At 46.5% G+C, this 5573-nt stretch carries 5 protein-coding genes and 1 other annotated feature; all 5 genes read left to right on the plus strand.

What is annotated here, in order from left to right:
• The first annotated feature begins 241 nt into the window (after nt 1-241).
• Complete coding sequence (locus tag WEIDD23_RS13130) at nt 242-391, plus strand: hypothetical protein (RefSeq protein ID WP_010370945.1); 150 nt, start codon at nt 242-244, stop codon at nt 389-391.
• A gap of 53 nt (nt 392-444) precedes the next feature.
• Nucleotides 445-715: a binding site (T-box leader), on the plus strand.
• 98 nt (nt 716-813) lie between these two features.
• Entirely contained in the window at nt 814-1713 is a 900-nt protein-coding gene (locus tag WEIDD23_RS07840) for a MetQ/NlpA family ABC transporter substrate-binding protein (RefSeq protein WP_062358891.1), read from the plus strand.
• A 23-nt stretch (nt 1714-1736) separates the two neighbouring features.
• Nucleotides 1737-3608, plus strand: a complete 1872-nt coding sequence (locus WEIDD23_RS07845) for a S9 family peptidase (RefSeq protein WP_010370940.1) — start codon at nt 1737-1739, stop codon at nt 3606-3608.
• A gap of 153 nt (nt 3609-3761) precedes the next feature.
• Nucleotides 3762-4871: an ATP-binding protein gene (locus WEIDD23_RS07850; RefSeq protein WP_010370937.1), complete on the plus strand. Its 1110-nt coding sequence runs from the start codon at nt 3762-3764 to the stop codon at nt 4869-4871.
• Between the two features lie 29 nt (nt 4872-4900).
• Nucleotides 4901-5392 carry a hypothetical protein gene (locus tag WEIDD23_RS07855; RefSeq protein WP_128735562.1) on the plus strand — a complete coding sequence of 164 codons (492 nt, stop codon included), beginning with the start codon at nt 4901-4903 and terminating at the stop codon, nt 5390-5392.
• Nucleotides 5393-5573 lie beyond the last annotated feature (181 nt).

Consider the following 5573-nt stretch of genomic DNA (forward strand, 5'->3'; position numbering starts at 1 on the left):
TACCATGCGGTGCAGCGGGGCAATGCGGTTGGTGCAATGGCCGTGCAGGCAGCCGGCGATAATGACGGATACCCAACACTAGTTGAACTTGAAGCGTTTATGGCGCAACCCGTTTAATGACGTAACTTCATCAGTTTGCCAATAAAATATAAATGGTACGTCATCACATGAGCTACGTCGTATAGACACTTGTTTTTGTTATAATTAAATTAATTATATGTTTAAGAAAGAGGTCGGTGTAATGGCGTATGAAGGCTTGCATAATGATGGACAAAAATTAGCAGACTGGGCAGATGTGCGGTCGGCGGATGCTGCGTACCAAGCATGGATTGAAACGGGCAAGAAAACATATTCTCACGAAGAAATGTGGTCGCGATTATCAGATGATTAAAACTCAATGACAAAAGTTGTTGACAAATTAGAAGGACGCGCATAATATAATCAACATCGACGAAGACGAGATGTAGTAGCAACGGAAAAATCCGCAGAGAGCTAGCGTTTGGTGAAAGCTAGTGTTTGGCAAGTTGTGAAAATGGTCTCTGAGTCTGTGTGGTTCTGCGAGCAGTGATGTAAGTGGTACCCGGGTGCGCCCGTTATAGCGCAAGCGTATATCCGGCGGCCGTTGACTAGTCCGGCCACAAGGCGTACGTCTCAAGCTTATTTGGGTGATCAAATAAGGAAACTGGGTGGTAACACGAGTCATTTCGTCCCGGGAATGCTAGCAATAGCGTTCCCGGGCTTTTTGTTTATTCGGCCAAATAAGCAAACTTGGTTATCCCAATATATTATTAAAAAATCATGGGGATTATTATTATGAGTAAGTTTGTAACAAGTGCAGTTTTGACGTTGGCAGTCGCTGGTGCGGTGGTACCCGCAACGACAATCGTGGCCTCAGCTAATAGCCACAAGGAGCTTAAGACGGTGAAGGTCGGAATCAATTCACCATCAAAGACAGACCAAGCCGTTTGGAAAATTGTCGAGAAGAATGGTGAAAAGCACGGCATTAAGATCAAGTTGGTGACCTTTACTGATTTCAATCAGCCAAATGCCGCTTTGAAGCAGGGGAACATCGACGCCAATGCGTTCCAACACTATGCATTCTTGGCTGATTGGAACAAGGCGCACAAGTCTAATTTGCAACCGGTTGGTGAAACGGTGCTTGGCCCAGGTCGCTTGTACTCTGACAAATATAAGTCAGTTAAAGACATTCCAGACGGTGGTACCGTCGCTGTGGCCAATGACCCAACCAACGAAGCACGTGCCCTTTTCTTGTTGCAAGCAGCTGGTTTGATTAAGATTAAGGCTGGCGTAACGAGCCCAACAGTTAAGGATATTGTCTCAAGTGCTAAGCATTTGCACGTTAAGGAATTGGCGGCTGACCAAACATTGGCTAGTTTGAAGTCGGTCGACGCGTCGGTCATTTCGGCAACCTTCGTAGAAGCAGCTGGGCGCAACCCAAACTCAGCTATTTATGTTTGGAATGCGAACAACAAGCAATCACATCAATGGGTTAACATTATTGCTGCGCGCCACGATGACGCGAAGAAGTGGTACATCAAGGCGTTGGTAAAGTCTTACCAAACGAAGGAAGTTGGTCAGTACATCAATGATCACAACAACGGCACAGAAATTGCCGCTTGGCAAGGTGCCCCAAAGGCTAAGATCGTCACGGCCGACACCGCGTCATCAGCTACTACGGCATCATCAAAGTAAAGTTATTTAACGGGGGGATCACAATGGGGGCAACACAACTAACGGCACTTCGGTCACTATCACAGCCGGTTTTACTGGCTGGTCAATTATACGCAGCGCAAAGCTATGTAGATGACATCGCGAACGATTATCAGACGGATTTGATTAGCATTGTTAATCAAACTGCCACAACGTTGGCAACAAATATTTCGCAGTTAACAGCTACTGATCACGCATTGTTTTATCAACAAGCGGGCCAAGTTTATCGGCGCACGGGCGATGGTCAAGTGACCCAGTTAACGCAAACAAGCCATAAAATTGTGAGCTTTGCGCCCACACCGGACGGTACTAAAATTGTGTTTGCCGTCCTAGTTTCAGACGCAGAAGCATTTAACACGGTGAGTGATCGACCACAAGTACGCCACTACACGAAGCGTCGTTACAAGGCGGATGGGGGTGGCTTTATTGATGAGCAACGTCACTTCGAAGTGTATGTGGCAACGATTGCCGGTGAGACACGCCGTTTGTTGACGACGGATTTGCCAGTGCAAGTGGCTGACACGACGACGACACAGGCATTGTTGATTGCACAAACGACTACCGAGGATGCGGATGAGTTACGCTCAGCCTTGCGGTGGTTGGATCTGGAGACCGGCGATATCACACCGCTGACGACGGAAGTTGCGGAAGTCCACGAGGCGACGATTGCGCCGGATGGGCGACAGGTGTTGTTCATCGCTAATGATGACCAATATCCTAATCGTCGGGTTGCCAGTTTGTATCGTTTTGATGGTGAGGCAACGACTATTGCGTTTGATCAAGAAGAATTGTTAGCAGGGCCGAATTCAGATATCGTGGTGCAAAATCAGGCCCGACATGTCCGTTGGCTGGATAATGACACTTGGTTATTTGAAACCGGCTTCCATGGTCACACCCGTGTGTATCAAGGGTCAGCTACAACGAATCAGTTGTTGCTTGATACACCGCAATACTTGCAGGACTTTGCAATCGGTAAAGGGACCGTCATTTTGGCACAGCAAGATACGGCGCACCCCAGTCAATTATTGGCGCTCGATTTAGCAACGAAGGGCACGCAAATTGTTTTTGATGCCAATGCCACCTTGCAATTCCCACGGGCTGAAAAGTATGTCTTCAGTAGCGAGGATGGTTCGCCAGTAGATGGTTGGTTCTTGGCAGCACAAAGCGAGGGTCCAGCACCGGTTGTGTTGTACGTGCATGGCGGACCGCATGGGGCTTATGGGGATGCCTTTTTCTGGGAATTCCAGCGTTTTACCGAAGCGGGGTATAACGTGGTGTTCACGAACCCACATGGTTCAACCACGTATGGCCAGGACTTTATCAACGCCGTGGTTAACCACTATGGCGAACAAGACTTCCGTGATGTGATTGCCGGCTTGGATGTCGCATTGCAACGTTTTGGTGAGTACATCGATGCCAGTCAGCAAATCATTATCGGTGGTTCGTATGGCGGCTTTATGACCACTTGGGCGATCGGTCACACTAGTCGATTCGAAGCGGCGATTTCACAACGGCCGGTCACCGAGTGGTTACACCTGACCGGTGCCAGTGATATTGGCTACAATTTTGTGCAAGACGAAATGGGCGCCAATCCTTACAGGCCAGCTGGTCGTGAGGAATTGATTAAGCGTTCACCAATTACGTATGCCGCACAAGTGAAAACGCCACTGCTCATGTTGCATGGTGAGTATGATCTCCGAACGCCCATTGCACAAACCGAGATGTATTACACAGCTATTAAAACATTGACAGATACGCCGGTTGAAATGGTGCGGTTCCCGCAAGCTTGGCATGGGGTATCGCGAAATGGCTTACCAAACCTACGCGAGACTCGTTTGACCGTCATGTTTGATTGGCTACAAAAGACACTAGCATAGCAATAATATAAACACCGCCTCCGCACAAGCAGTGTGCAGAGACGGTGTTTTTCGTTATATAACTATATATATTTATGCGAATATGAATTTTTGTCCTTATATATATTGGCGTGGGGTATAATAGAGGAAACATTCGGAAATGAGGCCACTTATATGGCAAAAGTAAATCCGTTTTCACCTAATTTTGGGAAACTACCTAATGTGTTTTTGGGTCAGGAAACGTTAATGCGATCTTTATTAGATGCTGCCAAAAATAGTAATAGCCCTTGGCGCACCACGTTATTGACTGGGGCAAGGGGAACTGGTAAAACGGCTGCGATGGAAGAGATGCGAGTTAAATTTCCTAAGAACACGGTTTTTGTGAACACCGCGGCGGATGATAAATTACTAGATACTATGTTGGATGCATTGGAGTTGGCGACAATTAGTGAACTAGACGTCCATTTAAGTGTTGATCTGGGAGTGCTTAAACTGGGGACCCAGGACAAGAAGTTGGCGACTTTTTATGGTAAAGCCACCCCGATTATTCAGCAATTGTCAGTTGGCAATCGTTTGATTGTGTTTACGATTGATGAAGTACAGACTAATGTCGAGACGTTGATCGAATTTGCTAAGGCGTATCAACTTTGGGTTCGAGATGGCTATAACGTCATGCTGGTTATGGCGGGATTGTCATTCTATATGGACGACCTATTGAATAATAAAGCGGTGACATTTTTACGTCGGTCACAGCAATATAAATTACGACCCGTATCGACCCCTAAAGAAATTGCCGCAACGTACATCACTGAGTTGCAGAAAAACGGGATAACGCTGTCGCAACAACATGCGTTGTACTTGGCGAAAGAAACCCGGGGCTATCCATATTTGATTCAATTATTTGGTGCTAAATTGTGGGATTTAGGTGTAAAAGTGATTGATGATGAGGCAATTAGTGCCGTTGAGAATTATGCGAAGGATATGATGTTCAGCAATGTTCACCGGTTAATTTTGCATGAATTGTCAGCACAAAGGTTGCTATATGCACAAACCATGGCAAAATTGATGGGTGATGGCGATATTGCAACGACAAGTGCAATTGCCGAGAGTATGGGAAAAACAACGTCAGCACTCAGTCAGGCACGCGAGGCGCTTTTGAATTTTGGCTTAATTGCTAGTCCGAAACGTGGGGAAGTTATGTTTACTATTCCGTACACGAAGGAATTCTTTCTAGGTGAATTATCTGAATTGCATGACGATTATGACTACACGATGTGGTTATAAGGATTGAAAAACGTGGGTTAATAAGAGATATGAAAATAACGAAAAATACGGTCATGCTGGGAATTGCGACAATCGCAGTGCTAGTTGTCGCGATGCTGGGTGTTGCGAAGGGCACTAAGCATGAATCAACAACGACGAAGCATGTGGCGGCAAGCCTGTCAGCAGCTAAATTACCAAGCAGTAGTCAATCGATTGCCTCGTCACAATCAACGAGTAGTCAAGCCGATGACGTATCGGCTTCATCAGCAACGTCGGTGACAACAGCCACGGCGACGAATGATGCTAAGCCAACTGACGCTGATCAGAGCTACGCGGATGCGGTAGCGTTGGCAACACGTGAGGCCCGTCAAACTGTGACGTCAGACCGTTACCGCTTTGTGGGACCTAAGGGTGGTCGTAATACAGATAAAGAAATTAAGATTGGCTTCCAGAAAATCAGTAACAACCAAGATAGCGCCCAAGGTTATGCCTTTTTAGTTTATGATCGCGCGGGGAAATTATTACGTCGCGAAGGATTCTAAGATATTACTAGCATCTGTCAGATTTGTATGCGAAACTGGCAGTACGGAGGGGTATCTTATGACATTACCAAAATTAATCGCCGTCGATTTGGACGGCACATTTTTTGATGACCACCAGCAAGTTAACGCTGCCAAATTTACGGCGTTATTGGATCGTTTAGATGCAGCTGGTGGCCATTTT

Source organism: Weissella sp. DD23, from assembly GCF_001579105.1.
Classification (GTDB): domain Bacteria; phylum Bacillota; class Bacilli; order Lactobacillales; family Lactobacillaceae; genus Weissella; species Weissella cibaria.

Excerpts from the sequence above, each read along its gene's own strand:
- WEIDD23_RS07855 (WP_128735562.1), top strand. The coding sequence starts at position 4,901 with ATGAAAATAACGAAAAATACGGTCATGCTGGGAATTGCGACAATCGCA.
- WEIDD23_RS13130 (WP_010370945.1), top strand. The coding sequence starts at position 242 with ATGGCGTATGAAGGCTTGCATAATGATGGACAAAAATTAGCAGACTGG.
- WEIDD23_RS07840 (WP_062358891.1), top strand. The coding sequence starts at position 814 with ATGAGTAAGTTTGTAACAAGTGCAGTTTTGACGTTGGCAGTCGCTGGT.
- WEIDD23_RS07850 (WP_010370937.1), top strand. The coding sequence starts at position 3,762 with ATGGCAAAAGTAAATCCGTTTTCACCTAATTTTGGGAAACTACCTAAT.
- WEIDD23_RS07845 (WP_010370940.1), top strand. The coding sequence starts at position 1,737 with ATGGGGGCAACACAACTAACGGCACTTCGGTCACTATCACAGCCGGTT.